The sequence below is a fragment of the Streptomyces microflavus genome (assembly GCF_014650075.1).
Classification (GTDB): Bacteria; Actinomycetota; Actinomycetes; order Streptomycetales; family Streptomycetaceae; genus Streptomyces; species Streptomyces microflavus.
Map to the genome: position 1 here is coordinate 206,810 of NZ_BMUG01000012.1, position 19,353 is coordinate 226,162.

Genomic DNA, 19,353 nt, shown 5'->3' on the forward strand with positions numbered 1-19,353 from the left:
GTCACCGGCGGAAGTTCAAGGCAGCCGCCACGGGTACGCCGAAGGGCGACCACCCGGATGGGTGATCGCCCTTCGGTACGGGCGCGTGACGCGCCCGAGGGGAGTCCGTGGACTCCCGAGGTGTTACTTGACCTCGACGGAAGCGCCGGCGGCCTTGAGGGACTCGGCAGCCTTGTCGGCGGCCTCCTTGGCGACCTTCTCGAGGACCGGCTTCGGGGTGCCGTCGACGAGGTCCTTGGCCTCCTTGAGACCCAGCGAGGTCAGCTCACGCACGACCTTGATGACCTGGATCTTCTTCTCGCCGGCACCGGTGAGGATGACGTCGAACTCGTCCTGCTCCTCCGGGGCGTCGGCAACGGCGCCCGGGCCGGCCGGACCGGCGACGGCGACGGCCGCGGCGGCGGTGACGTCGAACTTCTCCTCGAAGGCCTTGACGAACTCGGAGAGCTCGATGAGGGTCATGCCCTCGAACTGCGCGAGCAGGTCGTCCTGGGACAGCTTCGCCATGATAGGCGTCCTTCCACTATTCGGCAGGTGCCGGATGTATATGTCGGCGGGCGTACGTGGAGCCCGCTGGACCGCTGAGCGAAATTACTCGGCGGCCTCGGCGGGAGCCGGAGTACCGGCACCGCCCTGCTCTTCCTTCTTGGCGCGAAGCGCTTCCGCGGTGCGGACGAACTTCGACGGCAGTGCCTGGAAGAGCTGTGCAGCCTGAGTCTGCTTGCCCTTGAAAGCACCGGCCAGCTTGGAGAGCAGAACCTCGCGGGACTCGAGGTCCGCGAGCTTCTTGATCTCATCGGCGGACAGCGCCTTACCGTCAAGGACACCGCCCTTGATGATGAGGTTGGGGTTGTCCTTGGCGAAGTCACGAAGACCCTTCGCCGACTCCACCGGGTCACCGGTGACGAAGGCAACCGCCGTCGGACCCGAGAACAGGTCGTCCAGCGTGTCGATCCCGGCCTCGTTGGCCGCAATCTTGGTCAGCGTGTTCTTCACCACGGCGTACTGGGCGTTCTCACCGAGCGAACGGCGCAGCTCCTTGAGCTGTGCCACGGTGAGACCCCGGTACTCGGTCAGCACGGCGGCGTTCGAGCTGCGGAACTGGTCCGTCAGCTCGGCTACCGCGGCAGCCTTGTCGGGCCTTGCCATGAGCGTCGGCCTCCTTCCGGGTGATGAGGACCGCTCAGAAGGGGCCGGGAAAGACGAAACGCCCCAGCACAAGTGCCAGGGCGCGGCTCGACCGGACAGAGTCCGGGAGCAGTTCCACAGTCACCTGCGCAGGTCGTCCGATCTAGCGGAACCTTCGGTCACTGTCCCTCTGACGAGAGCGCAGCGACGACCAGCGGTCTTTGGCTTCTTGTGGAGAGTACGCGACCGGGGGCGCGCCGGGCAAATCCGGCGCCGCCCACCCCGGTGCGGGAGGTTTAGCCGGAGGTCAGGAGGGACCGGCGCCCCGCTGTTTCAGGATCTCCTTGAAGTCGACGGTGTCGGCGGCCGGCGGCTTCTCCACGGAGACCTTGGTGCCGTAGTCGCTGTAGAAGACCGTCGAGCTGAACGCCCCGCCCGCCGTCTCGCCGCGCTCGGTCTTCTTCACGAGCAGATCGTTCCTGTCGACCCAGATGTCGACGGTCTGGGTGGTGACACCTGCGGCGGAGAGCTGCTCCTTGAGGGCGGCGAGCTGCTCGGCGTCCAGAGCGCTGTTCCGCCCGGTCAGCTCCGCCACGTCGACCGTGCCGGAGTAGCGCGTCGCGGACACGCCCCGGACGTCCTCCTGGCCGGCCTTCCTGACGTCCCCCGCGGCCAGCAGAGCCTTCACGCCCTGCTCGGGGGTGCTGTTCTGCACCTGCTCCTCCAGGACGTCACCGGCGGGCCCGCCGAGCTCCGCGAGGTCCTTGTAGGCGTACCGGACCCAGTGCTTGCCGCCGACGTTCGCCGCGAAGGCGTCGCCCATGTTGGCGTAGTACTCGTCCTTGAGATAGCGCGCCCGGACCGTTCCGTCGCCGCCGCCCTGCTTGAGGGCCTCGGCCATGGTGCCGCCGGTGTAGGTGATGGTCAGCGAGCCCGAGAGGCCGTCCGCCCAGCCGATGGTTCCCGTCTGCTGCATGGAGACGGTGTCGCCCATCTCGGTGGTGCCCTCGATCCGGGCCGACCGCACGGTGCCGGTCTTCTCCCGGATCTGCTGGAGCGCCGCGACGGAACCCGCCTCGGCCGCTCCTCCGGTGCCGGCCGGCTTCCCCGCCGTACCGGAGTCACCGCCTCCGCCGCTGCAGGCCGCCACCGACATCAGGGCCGCCGCTGCGGCCCCCGTACCCACGCGCCGTAACGTGCTCGTCCTCATCCGACCGGTCCACCCCTCGTATCGTCCTGCCGTCCCGTCCCACACTGGCACAGGCCACCGACAGTCACCGGTGCTCCCGGTTTCTTCCTCCGGATACGAGGACGGGCCCCGCACCTCGAAAGGTGCGGGGCCCGTTCACACAGTGCACGCGTACGACGCGGCTACCGGGTGAGCGCGGTGGCTCAGACGGCGGCCGGGTCCTCCTCGACGAGGAGGTTGCGGGTGCGGTTGGCGTCCAGCGGGATGCCGGGGCCCATCGTGGTGGCCAGCGTGGCCTTCTTGATGTAGCGGCCCTTGGCGGCGGACGGCTTCAGACGGAGGATCTCGTCCAGCGCCGCTGCGTAGTTCTCCACCAGCTTGGTCTCGTCGAACGAGGTCTTGCCGATGATGAAGTGCAGGTTCGAGTGCTTGTCGACGCGGAACTCGATCTTGCCGCCCTTGATGTCGTTGACAGCCTTCACGACATCGGGGGTGACGGTGCCGGTCTTCGGGTTCGGCATCAGACCACGCGGACCGAGCACGCGGCCCAGGCGGCCGACCTTGCCCATGAGGTCCGGGGTCGCGACGACGGCGTCGAAGTCCAGACGGCCCTTCGCCACCTCGTCGATGAGCTCGTCGGCGCCGACGATGTCGGCTCCAGCGGCTTCCGCGGCCGCAGCACGGTCACCGGTCGCGAAGACCAGGACCCGGGCGGTCTTGCCGGTGCCGTGCGGGAGGTTCACGGTGCCACGGACCATCTGGTCGGCCTTGCGCGGGTCGACACCCAGGGCAAAGGCGACCTCGACGGTGCTGTCGAACTTCGTGGAGGCGGTGTCCTTGGCGATACGGACGGCCTCGAGCGGGGCATAGTTGCGCTCCCGGTCGATCTTGGCGTCCGCAGCGCGGAGGTTCTTGCTGCGCTTCACTTCTACTCCTGTGTTTTCAGAGTGTGGAGTCGTGGTGCGGACCAGCGCTTGGTCCTACCACTGGGGGTTACGGGGCTGAATCAGCCTTCGACCGTGATGCCCATGGAGCGGGCGGTGCCGGCAATGATCTTCGACGCGGCGTCGAGGTCATTGGCGTTCAGGTCGGGGAGCTTCGTCGTGGCGATCTCGCGGACCTGGGCAGCCGTCAGCTTGGCGACCTTGGTCTTGTGCGGCTCGCCGGAGCCCTTGTCCACACCCGCGGCCTTGAGGATCAGCTTGGCGGCCGGCGGAGTCTTCGTGACGAAGGTGAAGGAGCGGTCGTCGTAGACCGTGATCTCCACCGGCACGACCATGCCACGCTGCGACTCGGTCGCTGCGTTGTAGGCCTTGCAGAACTCCATGATGTTGACGCCGTGCTGACCGAGCGCGGGGCCGACCGGCGGGGCCGGGTTCGCCGCACCGGCGTTGATCTGGAGCTTGATAAGCCCCGTGACCTTCTTCTTCTTGGGAGGCATTGCTCTCTCCGGGTCCTATGAGAGTGTTTCGCCGCCGATTCCGGTCATCCGGATGGAGGCATACCGCACAACGATAACGGGTATAGCTGTGCGACCAAAAACCAAGCAGGTCAGACGGGCTGCGAAGCCCCTCTGACCTGCTGGGTAGGCATGTGTCCAGAAACCGGCGGAAGCGCTAGTTCTTCTGGATCTGGTCGAAGCTGAGCTCGACCGGGGTCTCGCGGCCGAAGATCTCGACGAGGCCCTTGACCTTCTTCGAGTCGGCGTTGATCTCGTTGATCGTGGCCTGCAGCGTCGCGAACGGGCCGTCGGTGACGGTGACCGAGTCGCCCACCTCGAAGTCCAGCACCTGGACCTCGACCTTGCGGGACGGAGCCGGCTTGCCCTCGGCCTCGGCGGCCTCGCGGGCGGCCTTCTCCTCGGCCTCCGGGGCGAGCATCTTGACGATCTCGTCCAGGGTCAGCGGGTACGGGTCGTAGGCGTTGCCCACGAAGCCGGTGACGCCCGGCGTGTTCCGCACGACGCCCCAGGACTCGTTCGTCAGGTCCATGCGCACCAGCACGTAGCCGGGGAGCTTGTTCTGCCGGACGTTCTTGCGCTCGCCGTTCTTGATCTGGACGATTTCCTCTTCAGGCACCTCGGCCTGATAGACGAACTCCTCCACGTTGAGGGAGACGGCGCGCTGCTCCAGGTTGGCCTTCACGCGCTTCTCGTAACCGGCGTACGTGTGGATGACGTACCACTCGCCGGGGAGGGTGCGGAGCTCTTCGCGCAGGGCGGTGACGGGGTCGACGGGGGCGGCCGGCTCGGCCTCTTCCTCGTCGGCGCTCTCGTCGTCGTCCGTGCTCTCGTCGTCGGCCTCGGCCTCGACGTCGGCCTCGACGGCTTCCGCGTCCTCGGCGACCGCGGCGTCTTCATCGGCCTCGACCGTTTCGTCCGCGACGGCGTCCACAGCGGCCTCGGCCTGATCGGGCTTCTCGGAATCAGCAGCCTCAACGATGCCGAGCTCGTCCTTGGCGGACTCGAAGGCGCCAGCCTCGGGCTCGACGGCGTCGTTCAGGTTCGGGTCAGACACGATGGCTGCTTCTTCCTGGATACAAAGGGGTGGAACGTGCGGTGGGGGCGCCGGTCGGACGCCTTCCGCCGGCTCAGCCGAAGACGTACTTGATGACCCGCGCGAATCCCGTGTCAAGAACGGTAACAAGACCAATCATGACAACGACGAACACAATCACCACACTGGTGTATGTCGTCAGCTGGCTGCGAGTCGGCCAAACAACCTTACGGAGTTCGGCGACGATCTGGCGGTAGAACAGCGCGAGCCGGCCCAGAGGACCCTTCTTGCCGCGCTTGCCGCCCTTCCGAGTCTTCTTCTGCGACTCGGGGGATTCATCCTCAGCATCAGGCATGTCGATGGAGCCCACGGCGTCCGTCACGCTACTCACCTGATTCCGGGTCGTGGCCGTGCCGCGCCCGGTGGAGCCGCACGGCTGTGCAATGAAGTACGTACATGCGCACACATCCTGGCGAAGGAGTGTGTAGCAGGGCCGGAGGGACTTGAACCCCCAACCGCTGGTTTTGGAGACCAGTGCTCTACCAATTGAGCTACGACCCTTTGGTGGTTTCCACCAACCTACCGCATCTTTCCCGGTGCCCGGGTGCAGGAACGGTGCGGCTGGTGAAGGCCAACGACAGGTGAGTGTACGTGCTCAGCGGCTCTGCGTCGAACAGACAACTACCGACCGGTCCTGTCCGGTTCCCGTACAAGTCCTGTCCGGTCCCTGAAACCCGTGTGCCGACGGGTTTTCCGGTCTGGGAGCATGGGGCCCATGAGCGCTGCAACTTCTCCGTCCGAGCGCCGGGTTTCCGCCCGCATCGGTGCGATCTCCGAGTCCGCGACCCTCGCCGTCGACGCCAAGGCCAAGGCCCTCAAGGCCGCCGGGCGCCCGGTGATCGGCTTCGGTGCCGGCGAGCCCGACTTCCCCACCCCCGGCTACATCGTCGACGCCGCGGTCGAGGCCTGCCGCAACCCGAAGTACCACCGCTACACCCCGGCCGGCGGGCTCCCCGAGCTCAAGGCCGCCATCGCAGAGAAGACCCTGCGGGACTCCGGCTACGAGGTCGACGCCAGCCAGATCCTGGTGACCAACGGCGGCAAGCAGGCCATCTACGAGGCCTTCGCCGCGATCCTCGACCCGGGCGACGAGGTCATCGTCCCCGCCCCGTACTGGACCACCTACCCCGAGTCGATCCGGCTCGCCGGCGGTGTCCCCGTCGAGGTCGTCGCCGACGAGACCACCGGCTACCGGGTCTCCGTCGAGCAGCTGGAGGCCGCGCGCACCGAGCGGACCAAGGTCGTCCTCTTCGTCTCGCCGTCCAACCCGACCGGCGCGGTCTACAGCGAGGCCGACGCCGAGGCGATCGGCCGCTGGGCCGTCGAGCACGGCCTCTGGGTCATGACCGACGAGATCTACGAGCACCTCGTCTACGGCGACGCGAAGTTCACCTCGCTCCCCGCGATCGTGCCCGAGCTGCGCGACAAGTGCATCGTCGTCAACGGCGTCGCCAAGACGTACGCGATGACCGGCTGGCGGGTGGGGTGGATCATCGGCCCGAAGGACGTCGTCAAGGCCGCGACCAACCTCCAGTCGCACGCCACCTCCAACGTCTCCAACGTCGCCCAGGTCGCCGCGCTCGCCGCGGTCTCCGGCCCGCTGGACGCCGTCGCGGAGATGCGCACCGCCTTCGACCGCCGCCGCAACCTGATCGTGCGGATGCTCAACGAGATCGACGGCGTGCTCTGCCCGGAGCCCGAGGGCGCGTTCTACGCCTACCCGTCGGTGAAGGGCCTGCTCGGCAAGGAGATCCGCGGCAAGCGCCCGGCCGACTCGGTCGAGCTCGCCGCCCTGATCCTGGACGAGGCCGAGGTCGCCGTCGTACCGGGCGAGGCCTTCGGCACCCCCGGCTACCTCCGCCTCTCCTACGCACTGGGCGACGACGACCTCATCGAGGGCGTCTCCCGGCTCCAGAAGCTGCTGGGCGAGGCCAAGGCCTGACAGCCCGCGGAATTGTGCCCCCGGCCGCCTCGGCCGGGGGCTCTTTTCGTCCCGGTCCCACTCCAAAGAGGAAAGCGGCTTCCGCTGCGGCCCGCCCGTGCGGCAGGATCTTCCGATGGAGCGTGATGTACGTCTGTTGCCCAAGGCCCACCTGCACCTGCACTTCACCGGGTCGATGCGGCCCACCACCCTGCTCGAACTCGCCGACAAGTACGGGGTCCACCTCCCCGACGCGCTGACCGGCGGTGAGCCACCGAAACTGCGGGCGACCGACGAGCGCGGCTGGTTCCGTTTCCAGCGGCTCTACGACATCGCCCGGTCCTGCCTGCGGTCCCCCGAGGACATCCACCGCCTGGTCCGCGAGAGCGCCCAGGAGGACGTCGCGGACGGCTCCGGCTGGCTGGAGATCCAGGTCGACCCCACCTCGTACGCCCCGCTGCTCGGCGGACTGATCCCGGCGATCGAGATCATTCTCGACGCGGTGGACAGCGCCGCCCGGGACACCGGACTGGGGATGCGCGTGGTGATCGCCGCCAACCGGATGAAGCACCCGCTGGACGCCCGGACCCTGGCGCGGCTTGCCGTGCGGTACGCGGACCGGGGCGTCGTCGGCTTCGGGCTCTCCAACGACGAGCGGCGCGGCATGGCCCGGGACTTCGACCGGGCCTTCGCCATCGCCCGTGAGGGGGGTCTGCTGGCGGCCCCGCACGGTGGGGAGCTCGCGGGCCCCTCCAGCGTGCGCGACTGCCTGGACGACCTGGACGCCTCGCGCATCGGCCACGGGGTCCGGGCCGCCGAGGACCCCCGGCTGCTGGCACAGCTGGCCGAGCGCCAGGTGACCTGTGAGGTCTGCCCGTCCTCCAATGTGGCGCTCGGCGTCTACGAGAAGGCCGCGGACGTACCCCTGCGCACCTTGTTCGACGCGGGAGTGCCGATGGCGCTGGGCGCGGACGACCCGCTGCTGTTCGGTTCACGTCTCGCCGCGCAGTACGAGCTCGTCCGCCGCCACCACGGCTTCACCGACGCGGAGCTGGCCGAGCTGGCCCGCCAGTCGGTGCGCGGATCGGCGGCGCCCGTCGACGTACGGGACAAGCTGCTGTCGGGGATCGACGACTGGCTGGCTAGCTGATCCCGCCCAGCAGGGTGCGGGCGAGGGAGGCGGCGAAGTCGTCCAGGGGCTGCGGGGGCTCGCCGCCCGGGAGCGCGGCGTAGGCGAAGGCCCGCTGGGCACAGGCGCCCAGCAGCAGGGAGGCGGCGGCGTAGGTGTCCGCGTCGGCCCGGACCCGGCCCGCGCCCTGTTCGGCGCGCAGATAGGCGTCGAGTTGCCGGATCGGCAGGTGGGGCCCGGCTTCCAGTCCTCCTACGCCCTCCTCGTGGCGGCGCTTGAGCTGAGGTTCGGCGTACAGGGACGCGGCCATGGGGAAGGTCTGCTCGTAGAACAGGGCGGCCACCCGGGCGATGTCGGTGAGGTTGCCCTCGACGCTGCCCTCGCCTGCGCGCAGGTCTCCGAGGAGGTTCCCGAGCCGGGGCAGCCGCTCCGCGAGAACGGTGACGAACAGCTCCTCCTTGCCGGAGAAGTATTTGTAGAGCGCTGCCTCCGAGCAGCCGGCCGCCTTGGCGATCTCTTTGGTGGTGGTCCTGGCGAGGCCGATGGAGAGCATCAGCTCGTGCGCCGCGTCGACGATCCGGACGCGGGCGGGCTTCTGATCCATGTGTGCTCCAACAGGCCGTGACCCGGAAATCTTGACGCTCGGGTGGGAGGCCACTCATCCTAGAGGTTAGTGAACACTCACCCACCAGGGGGCGCGCTATGAGAATCACCGTGTTCGGAGCGACCGGCGGCATCGGTCAGGAGGTCGTGGGGCAGGCGCTGGCGGCGGGCCACGAGGTGACGGCCGTGGTCCGCGACCCGGACCGGCTCCCGGAGCCGCTGGATCGCGCGGCGTTGCACGCAGTCGCCCGGCTGGACGATCCGGCGGCGGTGCGGGCGGCGGTGGCGGGGCGGGACGCGGTGCTCTCGGGGCTGGGTTCGCGCGGCCGGAAGGCCGACGGGATCGCCGAGCGGCTGACCGGGCGGATCATCGATGCGATGGAGGCCGAGGGGACGCGCCGGCTGCTGGTGGTGAGCGCGGTGCCGGTCGGTCCGGTACCGGCCGGTGAGCCCTTGGTGGACCGGGTGGCGCGCAAGGCGGTCGGGGCGGTTCTGGCGGAGGTGTACGCGGACCTCGCGCGAATGGAGGCGGCGCTGGAGCGCAGCGCCACGGACTGGACCTCCGTACGGCCTCCGAAGCTGACGGACGGGCCGTGCACGGGCACCTACCGCAAGGCGGTGGGCGGCGCGCCCGTCAGCAGCCGGGCCATCTCCCGGGCCGATGTGGCGCACGCGATGCTGGGGCTGATCGACGACCCGGCGGCCGTGAAGCAGGGCGTGGGCGTCGCCTACTGAGCTGCCTCATAGGGTCACGCGCACGCCTATAGGGAGACGCCTACCGTCACCGGCTCGTTGACCAGGGTGACGCCGAACGCCGCGTGGACCCCGGCGACGACCTCACGGGCCAGCGCGAGGAGGTCCTCCGTGGTGGCCTCGCCGCGATTGGTGAGGGCGAGGGTGTGCTTGGTGGAGATCCGGGCCGGGCCGTTGCCGTACCCCTTGGTGAAGCCGGCCCGGTCGATCAGCCAGGCCGCCGAGGTCTTGGTGCGGCCGTCCTCGGCGGGGAACGCCGGGGGCGTCACATCCGGGCCGAGGCGCTCGTGGACCCGGGCCACGAAGTCCTGGAACGCGGCCGCTTCGAGGATCGGGTTGGTGAAGAAGGACCCCGCGGACCAGGTGTCGTGGTCGTCCGGGTCCAGGACCATGCCCTTGCCGGCGCGCAGCTTCAGCACGGTTTCCCGGGCGGCGGAGGCGGGAACGCGCTCGCCCTGCTCGACGCCCATGGCCCTGGCGGTCTCCGGGTACCTGAGGGGCGCGGAGAGACCGGCCGCCTCTTCCAGCCCGAATCGGACACGGAGCACCACGAAGCGGTCAGGTTCGGCCTTGAAGCGACTGTGCCGGTACGAGAAGGAGCACTCCGCGTTCGGAATGGTCACCGTCTCCCGGGTGTGCCGGTCGTAGGCGACGACCTCCGTGATGGTGGAGGACACCTCCTGGCCGTACGCCCCGACGTTCTGGATGGGCGTCGCGCCCGCGGAGCCCGGGATCCCTGCCAGGCACTCGATGCCCGCGAGACCCGCCTCCACGGTCCGGGCCACGGCGTCGGTCCAGACCTCACCGGCCGCCAGCTCCAGCGACGTACCGGAGAGCGTGAACCCCTTCGTGGCGATCCGCAGTGCGGTGCCGTCGAAGCCCTTGTCGCCGATGACCAGATTGGACCCGCCGCCGATGACCAGCAGCGGGGTGCCGCTCGCGTCGGCCTCGCGGACGGCTGCGACCACCTCGGCGTCGGTGGTGGCCGTCAGGAGGCGGGTGGCGGGGCCGCCGAGCCGGAAGGTGGTCAGGGGGGCGAGGGGGGCATCGTGGAGTTCCTGCACGGGGACAAGAGTACGGTCCGTGCCCCCGCCGCTCGGGCGGGGCCACGGACCGTACAGGTTGCGCGTGGACTCCGGGCGGCCCGGAGGGCCGTACAGCTTCCGCGTGGGCCTCAGGCGAGCCGGAATGGCCGTACGGCTGCTGCGTGAACCTCAGGCGAGCCGGACGACGGCGCGGGACATGCCCAGCACCTTCTTGCCGTCACACATGGCCACCAGGTCCACCCGGACCAGGTTGTCCTCCAGTTTGGCCGCGACCTTGCCGCTGACCTCGATCAACGCGCCCTTGTCGTCGTTGGGCACGACGACCGGCTTGGTGAACCGCACCCCGTAGTCGATGACCGCGCCCGGATCCCCGGCCCAGTCGGTGACCACGCGGATCGCCTCGGCCATAGTGAACATGCCGTGCGCGATCACGTCCGGCAGCCCGACCTCGAGCGCGAACTTCTCGTTCCAGTGGATCGGGTTGAAGTCGCCGGACGCTCCCGCGTACTGCACGAGCGTGGCCCGCGTCACCGGGAACGACTGTGCGGGCAGCTCCGTGCCGACCTCGACCGACCCGTAAGACACCTTCGCCGTCATCACGCCTCCTCGGCGGCGCGTGCCACCAGCTTCGTGAGGGCCGTGACCACCAGCTCGCCGGCCTCGTCGTGCACATCCCCGCGGATGTCCACGATGTCGTTGCCCGCGAGGGACTTGATGGCCTCGATCGTGGACGTGACCGTCAGCCGGTCCCCCGCCCGCACCGGACGCACGTACGAGAACTTCTGGTCGCCGTGGACGACCCGGCTGTAGTCCAGGCCCAGCTGCGGGTCCTGCACCACCTCGCCGGCGGCCCGGTAGGTGATCGAGAAGACAAAAGTGGGCGGCGCGATCACATCGGGATGGCCGAGCGCGCGGGCCGCCTCCACATCGACGTACGCCGGATGGCTGTCACCCACCGCCTCGGCGAACTCGCGGATCTTCTCCCGGCCGACCTCGTACGCCGGGGTGGGCGGATACGTCCGCCCCACGAAGGACTGGTCGAGCGCCATGAGCTCGCTACCTCCTGATGGAAAGACGAATAAGGGCACGCCCCTGTGCGGGGACGCGCCCCGTACAACGACACGAGGCCGCCCCCAGAGGGGACGGCCTCGTGTACGAGCCTGATTCAGCGCGTTTCGCGGTGCGCGGTGTGCGAGTTGCAGCGCGGGCAGTGCTTCTTCATCTCAAGACGGTCCGGGTTGTTACGCCGGTTCTTCTTGGTGATGTAGTTCCGCTCCTTGCACTCCACGCAGGCCAGCGTGATCTTCGGGCGGACGTCGGTGGCAGCCACGTGAGTGCTCCTTGGACGGACGATGGACGGATGAACGCATAAAAGAGTAGCCGATCGAAGGACCGACCCAACAATCGGCTACCGTTAGTAGCGGTGACCGGACTTGAACCGGTGACACAGCGATTATGAGCCGCTTGCTCTACCGACTGAGCTACACCGCTTTGATGATGAGTCCCCCCGCCGAAGCGGGGTTTCCCGATCACCAGAGCCCCAATGCGGAATCGAACCGCAGACCTTCTCCTTACCATGGAGACGCTCTACCGACTGAGCTATTGGGGCGAGCGAGGAAGACATTACACGGTCCCCGGCCGATCGCCCAAATCCGTTTCGGCACCCCGCTCGGGCCGTCGGTCCGGGTCCGCCCACACCCCCTGATCAGGCCTTGATCCACCCCGCGCCCTCTTCCGGACGGAGCCCCTCCCCGGGTCGGCACAGGCGCACCGGTACGACTATTGCGCTCCTCCCGGAAGCCGCCCGCGCACGCCCCTAGGCTCGACCCACTCCGTGTGATCTTGCACCCCTCCCAGGAGCGCGATGCCTGACAGCCAGCCGCGGCGGCCCGACGACAACGCGCCCGACAGCGCCGACGCGGCCACCACCGATCCCGCCCCCGCCCTCGTCCTGACCGGCGCCCGTCTCACCGACGGCCGCGCCGTCGACGTACGCCTCAGCGGCAGCCGTATCGAGGCCGTCGGCACCGCGGGCAGCCTCGCCTCCCGGGGCCCCCGCATCGACCTGCGCGGCTACCTCCTGCTCCCCGCCCCGGCCGAACCCCACGCCCACAGCGACACCGCCCTGACCGCCGACAGCACCGGGCCCGACGGCCCGGGGCCCGCCTCCCACCGCGCCGAGGACATCCAGCGCCGCGCCACCGAGGCCGCCCTCCTCCAGCTCGGCCACGGGGCCACCTCCCTGCGCGCCCACGTCCGCATCGGCGACGTACAGGGGCTCGCCGCCCTGGAGGCCGTCCTGCAGACCCGGCGGGCCCTGCGCGGCCTCGCCGACCTGACCGCCGTCGCCGTCCCCCGCCTCCTCACCGGCGTCGCCGGAGCCGACAACCTCGCCATGCTCCGCGACGCGCTGAAGATGGGCGCCGCAGTCGTCGGCGGCTGCCCCGACCTGGACCCCGACCCCACCGGCTACACGGCGGCCGTCCTGGAGGTCGCCGCCGAACACGGCTGCCCCGTCGACCTGCACACCGACGGCGACGACCCGACCCGTCTCGCCCGTCTCGCCGCCATGGCCGGCGGTCTGCGCCCCGGTGTCACCCTCGGCCCGTGCGCCGGCCTCGCCCACCTCCCCCTGGAGACCGCGACCCGCGCCGCCGACCAGCTGGCCGCCGCCGGTATCACCGTCGTCTGCCTCCCCCAGGGCGGCTGCGCCGGCTCCGAACGCCGCACGACCGCCCCCGTGCGCCTCCTGCGCTCCGCGGGCGTACGCGTGGCGGCGGGAAGCGGCGCACTCCGCGACACGGCCAACCTTGTGGGCCGCGGCGACCCCCTCGAAGCCGCGTACCTCCTCGCCTCGCAACACGGCCTGCGCGCCGAACACGCCTACGCCATGGTCTCCACGACCGCCCGCGCCGCCCTCGGCCTGCCCGATGTCCGCGTGGAGGCGGGTTTCCCCGCCGAACTCCTCGCCGTACGCGGCGAACGGCTCTCCGCCGTGCTCTCCCTGGCCTACAGCCGGATCGTCATCCACCGCGGCCGGGTCGTGGCGCGCACCAGCGCCGTACGCGAGTACTGCGACTCCGACACCGACACCGGCCCCGATCTCCCCCGTCAGGGACGACCCGACTCCGGTGCCGGGCCCAAGAGCTGAGCGCGGGGCGGCCGCCGGGCGTACGGTCGGAGGTATGCGCATTGTCATCGCAGGTGGACACGGACAGATCGCACTGCGGCTGGAGCGGCTGCTCGCCGCACGCGGGGATGAAGCCGTAGGGATCATCCGCAACCCCCAACAGAGCCAGGAACTCACCGATATCGGCGCCGAACCCGCCGTGCTGGACCTCGAATCGGCCTCCGTCGAGGAGACCGCGGAGGTGCTGCGCGGCGCCGACGCGGCCGTCTTCGCGGCGGGCGCCGGACCGAACAGCGGCACCGCCCGCAAGGACTCCGTCGACCGGGGCGCCGCCGTCCTGTTCGCCGACGCGGCCCAAGCCGCGGGCGTACGCCGGTACATCGTCGTCTCCTCCATGGGCGCCGACCCCGACCACCCGGGCGACGAGGTGTTCGACGTCTACCTGAGGGCGAAGGGCGCGGCGGACGCCGACGTACGCTCCCGGTCCGCGCTCGACTGGACGATCCTGCGCCCCGGAATGCTCACCAACGACGCGGGCAACGGACAGATCCTCCTCGCCGCCTCGGCGGGCCGCGGGCCGATCTCGCGCGACGATGTGGCCGCCACGATCCTGGAGCTGCTGGACACTCCGGCGACGGCGGGCCTGACCCTCGAAGTCATCTCCGGCAATGTGCCGGTCACGGTGGCCGTGAAGGACGTCGCGGGCAACTGACGCAGTGGCGGACAACGACGAAGCCCCCGACCGGATGGACCGGTCGGGGGCTTCGTTCGCGTGGCGGCGCCAGGGTTCGAACCTGGGTAGGCTGAGCCACACCGCCTCGAACGACGCGTCGGATCTCCACTGGTGAGCTCCTTGGCGACGACGTAAACAATACCTGATGGCCAGGGGTGCTCCGCCACCTCATTGATCAGCAGCCGGAGGGTGCGGCGGTGGCTAGGCTTTGCGCTGTATCCCACGCACATTCGACGCAAGGAGCCACACGTCATGGCCGACTCCAGTTTCGACATCGTCTCGAAGGTCGAGCGGCAGGAGGTCGACAACGCCCTCAACCAGGCCGCCAAGGAGATCTCCCAGCGTTACGACTTCAAGGGCACGGGCGCCTCGATCTCGTGGTCCGGCGAGAAGATCCTGATGGAGGCGAACGGCGAGGAGCGGGTCAAGGCGATCCTCGACATCTTCCAGTCCAAGCTGGTCAAGCGGGGCATCTCGCTGAAGTCGCTGGACGCCGGTGAGCCGCAGCTCTCCGGCAAGGAGTACAAGATCTTCGCGACCATCGAGGAAGGCATCTCCCAGGAGAACGCCAAGAAGGTGGCGAAGATCATCCGCGACGAGGGTCCCAAGGGCGTCAAGGCGCAGGTCCAGGGTGACGAGCTGCGCGTCAGCTCGAAGAGCCGCGACGACCTGCAGGCGGTGCAGGCGCTGCTGAAGGACAAGGACCTCGACTTCGCCATCCAGTACGTGAACTACCGGTAGGGCGGTTCGTGAACCAGTAGGGCAGTTCGTGAGCGAACAGGGGCACATCGTCGGGGCCGGCCCGGACGGCGTGCCTCTTCGCGTTCCGGGGACGTGGCCGTACGCCGGGCGCGGTGTCCGGAATCCGCCAGCCCGGCGTGCGGGGCGGGGCGCAGACTGGCCGTGTGATTCGGCGGTTTCGGCAGTGAGGGAAGTGAGCGGTCGTGACGACGGTGTACACGCGGGTGGCGAGTCCGCTGGGCGAGTTGCTGCTGGTGGGCGAGTCGGACGGTACGGCCGAGGGGCTGCGGCTGGTGTCGTTGTCCGTGCCCGGGCAGAAGGGCGGCACGGTCGTCCAGGACGGCTGGCTGCCGGCGCCCGAGCTGTTCGCGGGGGTCGTCGCGCAGACGGAGGCGTATTTCGCGGGGCGGTCGACGCGGTTCGATGTGCCGTTCGCCGAGGGCGTCGGTACGGAGTTCCAGCGGCGCGTCTGGAAGGTGCTGGAGTCGATCCCGTACGGGCAGACCCTGTCGTACGGGGAGGTCGCCGCGCAGGTCGGGGCCTCGGGTGCGGGGGTGCGGGCGGTGGGGACGGCGATCGGGCGCAACCCGTTGCTGGTCGTGCGGCCGTGCCATCGGGTGATCGGCGCGGACGGGGCGTTGCGGGGGTACGCGGGCGGCCTGGAGCGCAAGCAGTTGCTGCTGGGGCTCGAAGGGGCCGCGTGTGTGGAGCGCGTTGCGGGGACCGGCGGCTGAGGGTGGTGTGACGGATGGCCTCGCGTGGGGTTCCGGCGGCTTCGGGCGGGCTGTTTCCGCGGCCCCGGCAGGTGGTCGCTCCGGGTGCCGTGCACGTCCCCGAGTGGCTCTCGGTGGAGCGGCGGCGGGAGTTGGTGACGGCGTGCCGGGAGTGGGCGCGGGGGCCGGTTCCGTTGCGGCACACGGTGCTGCCGGGCGGCGGTGTGATGTCGGTGCGGACGGTGTGCCTGGGATGGCACTGGCAGCCCTATCGGTACACGCGTACCGCCGACGATGTGAACGGCGCCCCGGTGGCGGCGGTGCCTCAGTGGCTGGTCGCGCTGGGGCGTGCGGCGGTGGCGGAGGCGTACGGGGTCGAGGGCGCGGCGGAGGCGTTCACTCCGGACACCGCGCTCATCAACTTCTATGACGACGCGGCGCGGATGGGGATGCACCAGGACAGGGAGGAGCGGTCGGGCGCTCCTGTGGTGTCGTTGAGCATCGGGGCGACGTGCGTGTTCCGCTTCGGGAACCCGGAAGGTCGCGGGCAGCCTTATAAGGACGTGGAGTTGGTGTCCGGGGATCTCTTCGTCTTCGGCGGCCCGTCGCGCTTCGCGTTCCACGGGGTGCCGAAGGTGTACGCCGGTTCGGCCGACCCGGCCGCGGGGATGCGGGCGGGCCGGCTGAATGTGACGTTGCGGGAGACCGGGCTGAGTTGAGCCCCGGGAGCGGTGCGGTCAGCGGCGTTCGCGGGAGTTGCCGAAGAGCAGCCGGTAGAGGATCAGCAGGACCAGGGATCCGGCGATGGCGGCGATCCAGGTCGCGGTGTCGTAGAAGTCGTTGCTGATGGGACGGTCGAGGAACTGGCTGGAGAGCCAGCCTCCGACGAAGGCACCGGCGACGCCGATGATGGTGGTCCCGATGATGCCGCCCGGGTCGCGGCCCGGGAGCAGGATTTTGGCTATGACTCCGGCGAGCAGCCCAAGAATGATCCAACCGACAATGCTCATGTCGCTGCTCCTACCCCTTGCTCGGTCTTGGAACACAAGACGCAGCGAGCGTGTGTTCGGTTGCGTGGGTGCCGTCGGTGGACGAGGAGGGAGTGGCCGAGGGCCAGGTCAGCGGGCAGGGCACGCACCCGTCGCGGTGCGCCGCCGGGCTGCTACCGGTTCGGCCCAGCACCGTCGCGTAGGGCCGTCTCCAGTACGCGGATGTCCTCGGCATCCTTGGCCCGGCGCGGGCGGCCGGGGATCCAGACCGGCGTCATCCGCTTGATCTCGGTCTGGGCGGCCGGGCTGATGACCGGACAGGCCGTCGGACCGATACGGCCGAGCGGGCCTTCGAGCATGCCGTCCGGCCACCGTTCACCGGCCCAGGGGCCGCCCGCGACCAGCGTGTGGCCGCGGTCGTCCTCGCTCAGCAGGGCGAAGCTGCTCTCCTCGCCCTCTTTCCCGAAGTCGCGCTGCTGGTCGGCGGGTGGACCGGGGAGCGCCGCCCAACCCGACCGCAGCAGCTCATCGGTGAGCGGTTCGGCGTCCCGTATCCGGGCGAACCAGTCGATGTCCGTGTGGTCGCGGGTGGGTGAGCCGAGGAAGAAGTCCACGGCCCAGCCGCCGCGGAGCCAGAGGTCCACGCCGAGCGCGTCGGCGATCCGGGTCGTCTCGGCGATCAGCCGGAGCTGTCGGTCCGTGCGTTGCCTGTCCACGGCTGGGGAGCGTACGCGGTCGCTCCGGTCTCGTCAGCCGCGTTTCCCAGGTCCTAGTAAGAGGTGAACGGCTGGTCCGTGCGGACGATCTCCTTGCCGAAGGGCATGAGCGAGACGGGGATGAGCTTGAAGTTGGCGATGCCCAGGGGGATGCCGATGATCGTGATGCAGAGGGCGATGCCGGTGGTGATGTGGCCGAGGGCGAGCCACCATCCGGCGAGGATCAGCCAGAGGACGTTGCCGACGCAGGAGGGCGATCCGGCGTCCCTGCGGTCGACGACGGTGTAGCCGAAGGGCCAGAGCGCGTACACCCCGATCCTGAAGGCGGCCAGGCCGAAGGGGATGCCGATGATGGTGATGCAGAGCAGGACGCCTGCGAGGAGATAGCCGAGGAACATCCAGAAACCGCACAGGACGAGCCAGATGATGTTCAGGATGGTTTTCATGGGCGGCGACCTGCCATCTGTTCCAGTCGGGCGATGCGCTCCGCCATCGGCGGATGGGTGGAGAACATCTTGGACATCCCCTGTCCGGGGCGGAAGGGATTCGCGATCATCATGTGGCTCGCGGTCTCGATCCGGGGCTCCGGGGGCAGCGGGAGCTGTTTCGTTCCTGCGTCGAGTTTCCGCAGGGCGCTGGCGAGGGCGAGCGGGTCCCCGGTGAGCTGCGCTCCGGAGGCGTCGGCCTCGTACTCGCGGGAGCGGCTGACGGCGAGCTGGATGACGGAGGCGGCGAGCGGGCCCAGGATCATGATCAGGAGCATGCCCAGGATGCCGGGGCCTTCGTCGTCGTTGGAGCGGCCGATGGGGATGAGCCAGGCGAAGTTGACCAGGAACATGACGACGGAGGCGAGGGCTCCGGCGACGGAGGAGATGAGGATGTCCCGGTTGTAGACGTGGCTGAGCTCATGGCCCAGGACCCCGCGCAGCTCCCGTTCGTCGAGGATCTGGAGGATGCCTTCGGTGCAGCAGACGGCCGCGTTGCGCGGATTGCGGCCGGTGGCGAAGGCGTTGGGCGCCTGGGTCGGCGAGATGTAGAGACGGGGCATCGGCTGGCGGGCGGCTGTGGAGAGCTCGCGGACGATCCGGTAGAGCTGTGGCGCCTCGAATTCGCTGACGGGGCGGGCCCGCATGGCCCGCAGGGCCAGTTTGTCGCTGTTCCAGTAGGCGTAGGCGTTGGTGCCGACGGCCACGACGAGGGCGATGACGAGGCCCGTACGTCCGAAGAAGCTGCCGATGATGATGATGAGTGCGGACAGGCCCCCGAGGAGTACGGCGGTTTTCAGCCCGTTGTGCCGGCGGTGCACGGTACGCCCTCCAAATGGTGCAGCAGGGGAACCCTTTGCATGGTGGTGCTCCACTCCCCCAGTGGAGCCTCCCGTACTGGTCAACGCCAGGCGAGGGGAGCTAGTTCCCTTGTGCGTGGGCCCGGAGGGCGGGGCCGCTCCGGCGTGATCCGGCCGGATCGGGCCCCTGGCCCGTACGGCGCGGCACTGGGCCGTACGGGTGGCGGGGGGCGTGCGTGCGTCAGCGCTGGACGGGGAGCTTGGCGAGGGAGAGCGCCTCGGGGTCGGGCTCGACCTCGCTGGTGCAGTGGCCGCAGCGGGAGGCGACGGCGGGGATCGCGCTGAAGCAGCGCGGGCAGTCGCGGAGGGCGGCCTTGATGTCGACTTCCTCCTCCTTGGCGAAGCGGTTCTGCACCTTGGCCATGGGCACCACGACGCAGAAGTAGAGAACCGCGGCGGTGATGAGGAAGGCGATCGCGGCGCTGACGAAGAGGCCGTAGGGGAACTTCACTCCGTCGACCTCGTAGAAGGCCTTGCTGAAGTCTCCGGTGCCGCGGGTGGCGACGCCGATCAGCGGGGTGATGAAGGCGTTGCTGAAGCCGGTGACCACGGCGGTGAAGGCTGCTCCGACGGCGAGACCGATCGCCATCGAGATGACGTTTCCGCGCAGGATGAAGTCCTTGAACCCGTTCAGCACTGCTCTCTCCTCTATGGATTTCGTA

The 19,353-nt window shown here is 69.5% G+C and carries 25 protein-coding genes and 3 tRNA genes; 8 read left to right on the forward strand and 20 right to left on the reverse strand.

The annotated features are described in order from the left end of the window. Positions 1 to 123 precede the first annotated feature (123 nt). The 8 genes from rplL to IE264_RS31540 all read right to left on the reverse strand — a co-directional run bounded on the left by rplL (position 124) and on the right by IE264_RS31540 (position 5,373). Positions 124 to 507, reverse strand: coding sequence for a 50S ribosomal protein L7/L12 (gene rplL, locus IE264_RS31505; protein ID WP_032756468.1), 384 nt, complete (start codon positions 505 to 507; stop codon positions 124 to 126). An 84-nt stretch (positions 508 to 591) separates the two neighbouring features. Beyond that, entirely contained in the window at positions 592 to 1,149 is a 558-nt protein-coding gene (rplJ, locus tag IE264_RS31510) for a 50S ribosomal protein L10 (RefSeq protein WP_007445921.1), read from the reverse strand. Between the two features lie 286 nt (positions 1,150 to 1,435). After that, complete coding sequence (locus tag IE264_RS31515) at positions 1,436 to 2,338, reverse strand: SCO4651 family lipoprotein (protein ID WP_032756469.1); 903 nt, start codon at positions 2,336 to 2,338, stop codon at positions 1,436 to 1,438. Between the two features lie 182 nt (positions 2,339 to 2,520). Beyond that, a complete protein-coding gene (gene rplA / locus IE264_RS31520; protein WP_015610693.1) occupies positions 2,521 to 3,243 on the reverse strand; it encodes a 50S ribosomal protein L1 in 723 nt (240 codons plus the stop codon). An 80-nt stretch (positions 3,244 to 3,323) separates the two neighbouring features. Beyond that, positions 3,324 to 3,758 (reverse strand): 50S ribosomal protein L11, encoded by a 435-nt coding sequence (gene rplK, locus IE264_RS31525; RefSeq protein ID WP_015610692.1) that lies wholly within the window; start codon positions 3,756 to 3,758, stop codon positions 3,324 to 3,326. A gap of 175 nt (positions 3,759 to 3,933) precedes the next feature. Next, on the reverse strand, positions 3,934 to 4,833 hold the full coding sequence (gene nusG, locus IE264_RS31530) for a transcription termination/antitermination protein NusG (protein WP_032756471.1): 900 nt from the start codon (positions 4,831 to 4,833) through the stop codon (positions 3,934 to 3,936). 73 nt (positions 4,834 to 4,906) lie between these two features. Further along, positions 4,907 to 5,194 (reverse strand): preprotein translocase subunit SecE, encoded by a 288-nt coding sequence (gene secE / locus IE264_RS31535; RefSeq protein WP_015610690.1) that lies wholly within the window; start codon positions 5,192 to 5,194, stop codon positions 4,907 to 4,909. 106 nt (positions 5,195 to 5,300) lie between these two features. Next, positions 5,301 to 5,373 (reverse strand) — tRNA-Trp (locus IE264_RS31540). 214 nt (positions 5,374 to 5,587) lie between these two features. On the opposite strand from IE264_RS31540, the gene IE264_RS31545 reads away from it, so the two are divergent. After that, a complete protein-coding gene (locus IE264_RS31545; protein WP_015610689.1) occupies positions 5,588 to 6,814 on the forward strand; it encodes a pyridoxal phosphate-dependent aminotransferase in 1,227 nt (408 codons plus the stop codon). A gap of 115 nt (positions 6,815 to 6,929) precedes the next feature. Continuing rightward, positions 6,930 to 7,943, forward strand: a complete 1,014-nt coding sequence (locus IE264_RS31550; RefSeq protein ID WP_032756473.1) for an adenosine deaminase — start codon at positions 6,930 to 6,932, stop codon at positions 7,941 to 7,943. On the opposite strand, the gene IE264_RS31555 is transcribed toward IE264_RS31550, so the two are convergent. Next, positions 7,936 to 8,526 (reverse strand): TetR/AcrR family transcriptional regulator, encoded by a 591-nt coding sequence (locus IE264_RS31555; RefSeq protein WP_015610687.1) that lies wholly within the window; start codon positions 8,524 to 8,526, stop codon positions 7,936 to 7,938. The two genes, IE264_RS31550 and IE264_RS31555, sit on opposite strands and share 8 nt — an antisense overlap. 98 nt (positions 8,527 to 8,624) lie before the next feature. Between IE264_RS31555 and IE264_RS31560 the strand changes: the two genes are divergently transcribed. After that, positions 8,625 to 9,260, forward strand: coding sequence for an NAD(P)-dependent oxidoreductase (locus IE264_RS31560; protein WP_032756474.1), 636 nt, complete (start codon positions 8,625 to 8,627; stop codon positions 9,258 to 9,260). 26 nt (positions 9,261 to 9,286) lie between these two features. Here the strand turns inward: IE264_RS31560 and IE264_RS31565 are convergent, their stop codons facing one another. The 6 genes from IE264_RS31565 to IE264_RS31590 form a co-directional block, all read right to left on the reverse strand. Continuing rightward, positions 9,287 to 10,342, reverse strand: coding sequence for a UDP-N-acetylmuramate dehydrogenase (locus IE264_RS31565; RefSeq protein WP_032756476.1), 1,056 nt, complete (start codon positions 10,340 to 10,342; stop codon positions 9,287 to 9,289). A 150-nt stretch (positions 10,343 to 10,492) separates the two neighbouring features. Then, complete coding sequence (locus IE264_RS31570) at positions 10,493 to 10,921, reverse strand: MaoC family dehydratase (RefSeq protein WP_032756477.1); 429 nt, start codon at positions 10,919 to 10,921, stop codon at positions 10,493 to 10,495. Then, positions 10,921 to 11,373 (reverse strand): MaoC family dehydratase N-terminal domain-containing protein, encoded by a 453-nt coding sequence (locus IE264_RS31575; RefSeq protein WP_015610683.1) that lies wholly within the window; start codon positions 11,371 to 11,373, stop codon positions 10,921 to 10,923. Before IE264_RS31575 ends, IE264_RS31570 begins: the two co-directional genes overlap by 1 nt. A gap of 116 nt (positions 11,374 to 11,489) precedes the next feature. Then, positions 11,490 to 11,654 carry a 50S ribosomal protein L33 gene (gene rpmG / locus IE264_RS31580; protein WP_003956487.1) on the reverse strand — a complete coding sequence of 55 codons (165 nt, stop codon included), beginning with the start codon at positions 11,652 to 11,654 and terminating at the stop codon, positions 11,490 to 11,492. A gap of 88 nt (positions 11,655 to 11,742) precedes the next feature. Then, positions 11,743 to 11,815 (reverse strand) — tRNA-Met (locus IE264_RS31585). Positions 11,816 to 11,860: 45 nt separating this feature from the next. Next, positions 11,861 to 11,933, reverse strand: a tRNA-Thr gene (locus IE264_RS31590). A gap of 255 nt (positions 11,934 to 12,188) precedes the next feature. On the opposite strand from IE264_RS31590, the gene IE264_RS31595 reads away from it, so the two are divergent. From IE264_RS31595 to IE264_RS31615, 5 genes are all read left to right on the forward strand, one after another. Then, positions 12,189 to 13,475, forward strand: a complete 1,287-nt coding sequence (locus tag IE264_RS31595) for an amidohydrolase family protein (protein ID WP_032756478.1) — start codon at positions 12,189 to 12,191, stop codon at positions 13,473 to 13,475. 34 nt (positions 13,476 to 13,509) lie between these two features. Continuing rightward, a complete protein-coding gene (locus IE264_RS31600; RefSeq protein ID WP_032756480.1) occupies positions 13,510 to 14,166 on the forward strand; it encodes an SDR family oxidoreductase in 657 nt (218 codons plus the stop codon). A gap of 273 nt (positions 14,167 to 14,439) precedes the next feature. Further along, complete coding sequence (locus tag IE264_RS31605) at positions 14,440 to 14,928, forward strand: YajQ family cyclic di-GMP-binding protein (RefSeq protein WP_015610680.1); 489 nt, start codon at positions 14,440 to 14,442, stop codon at positions 14,926 to 14,928. 203 nt (positions 14,929 to 15,131) lie between these two features. Further along, positions 15,132 to 15,662: a methylated-DNA--[protein]-cysteine S-methyltransferase gene (locus IE264_RS31610; protein WP_032756482.1), complete on the forward strand. Its 531-nt coding sequence runs from the start codon at positions 15,132 to 15,134 to the stop codon at positions 15,660 to 15,662. Between the two features lie 14 nt (positions 15,663 to 15,676). Then, positions 15,677 to 16,360, forward strand: a complete 684-nt coding sequence (locus IE264_RS31615; protein WP_032756483.1) for an alpha-ketoglutarate-dependent dioxygenase AlkB family protein — start codon at positions 15,677 to 15,679, stop codon at positions 16,358 to 16,360. Positions 16,361 to 16,378: 18 nt separating this feature from the next. On the opposite strand, the gene IE264_RS31620 is transcribed toward IE264_RS31615, so the two are convergent. From IE264_RS31620 to mscL, 5 genes are all read right to left on the reverse strand, one after another. Continuing rightward, complete coding sequence (locus IE264_RS31620; protein ID WP_015610677.1) at positions 16,379 to 16,651, reverse strand: GlsB/YeaQ/YmgE family stress response membrane protein; 273 nt, start codon at positions 16,649 to 16,651, stop codon at positions 16,379 to 16,381. A gap of 152 nt (positions 16,652 to 16,803) precedes the next feature. Next, the gene (locus tag IE264_RS31625) at positions 16,804 to 17,346 is read right to left on the reverse strand and encodes a nucleotidyltransferase domain-containing protein (protein WP_032756485.1); all 543 of its coding nucleotides are present in this window, start codon (positions 17,344 to 17,346) and stop codon (positions 16,804 to 16,806) included. 53 nt (positions 17,347 to 17,399) lie between these two features. Further along, positions 17,400 to 17,792 (reverse strand): YccF domain-containing protein, encoded by a 393-nt coding sequence (locus IE264_RS31630; RefSeq protein ID WP_015610675.1) that lies wholly within the window; start codon positions 17,790 to 17,792, stop codon positions 17,400 to 17,402. Next, complete coding sequence (gene htpX, locus IE264_RS31635; RefSeq protein WP_015610674.1) at positions 17,789 to 18,652, reverse strand: zinc metalloprotease HtpX; 864 nt, start codon at positions 18,650 to 18,652, stop codon at positions 17,789 to 17,791. Before htpX ends, IE264_RS31630 begins: the two co-directional genes overlap by 4 nt. Before the next feature lie 220 nt (positions 18,653 to 18,872). Continuing rightward, complete coding sequence (gene mscL, locus IE264_RS31640) at positions 18,873 to 19,328, reverse strand: large conductance mechanosensitive channel protein MscL (RefSeq protein ID WP_015610673.1); 456 nt, start codon at positions 19,326 to 19,328, stop codon at positions 18,873 to 18,875. Positions 19,329 to 19,353: the final 25 nt, after the last annotated feature.